Annotated in this window: 1 protein-coding gene; it reads left to right on the top strand. The window is 40.1% G+C overall.

What is annotated here, in order from left to right; genetic code table 11:
- Positions 1–282: hypothetical protein (locus AC2A1C_RS15910; protein WP_484026916.1), on the top strand; the 282-nt coding region annotated here is incomplete at both ends.

The raw sequence follows: 282 nt of genomic DNA, 5'->3' as shown, positions 1-282 counted from the left end.
GGAAAGTCCGAAAGATGGGAAGTCTGAAAAGACGGCAAGTCAGCAGAAGTCGGAAATTCAAAAAGACGGAAATTCAAAAAAACAAAAATGCAGAAAAACAACCCTTCGACTCCGCTCAGGGTGACAATGTGGAAATGCAAAAATGTAGAACAGTAAAAAAGCTGAAAGTCGGGAAGTCCGCAGAAGTCGGAAAGTCGGGAAGACGGGAAAACAGAAATTCAAAAAGACAGAAATTCAAAAAGACAGAAATTCAGAAAAACAGAAAGTTCCTCATCGAACAAG

The organism is Chryseobacterium sp. HNCC26DJ241 (assembly GCF_057180505.1).
This window is presented reverse-complemented; position numbering and strand designations above follow the sequence as displayed.